At 75.9% G+C, this 295-nt stretch carries 1 protein-coding gene; it reads right to left on the reverse strand.

All coding sequences use genetic code 11. The features are described from left to right. On the reverse strand, positions 1-295 hold a 295-nt coding region (locus SM757_RS35265; RefSeq protein WP_322468904.1), incomplete at both ends, for an FAD-dependent oxidoreductase.

Here is a 295-nt window from a genome sequence, read left to right on the forward strand (position 1 = left end):
CTCCACCGGCAGGCGCAGCCCGGCCATGCGCGCCAGCACCGAGGAGTGGCCCGCGGCCACGCAGCCCACGCGAGCGGCCTTCACGTAGCCCTGGCTGGTCTGCACGCCCAGCACGCGTCCGCCTTGCACGTCCAGCCCCGTGACCTCGCAGTTCTCGATCAAGTCCACGCCCAGCCGGCTGGCGGCGCGGGCGAAGCCGCGCGCCACGGCATCGTGGTGGGCGATGCCCGCGCGCGGCTGCCAGCTCGCACCCAGCACGGGGTAGCGGGCGCGGCGGCTGCAGTCGAGTTGCGGG

Origin of the sequence: Azohydromonas lata (assembly GCF_034427735.1) — a bacterium.
Classification (GTDB): Bacteria; Pseudomonadota; Gammaproteobacteria; order Burkholderiales; family Burkholderiaceae_C; genus Azohydromonas; species Azohydromonas lata.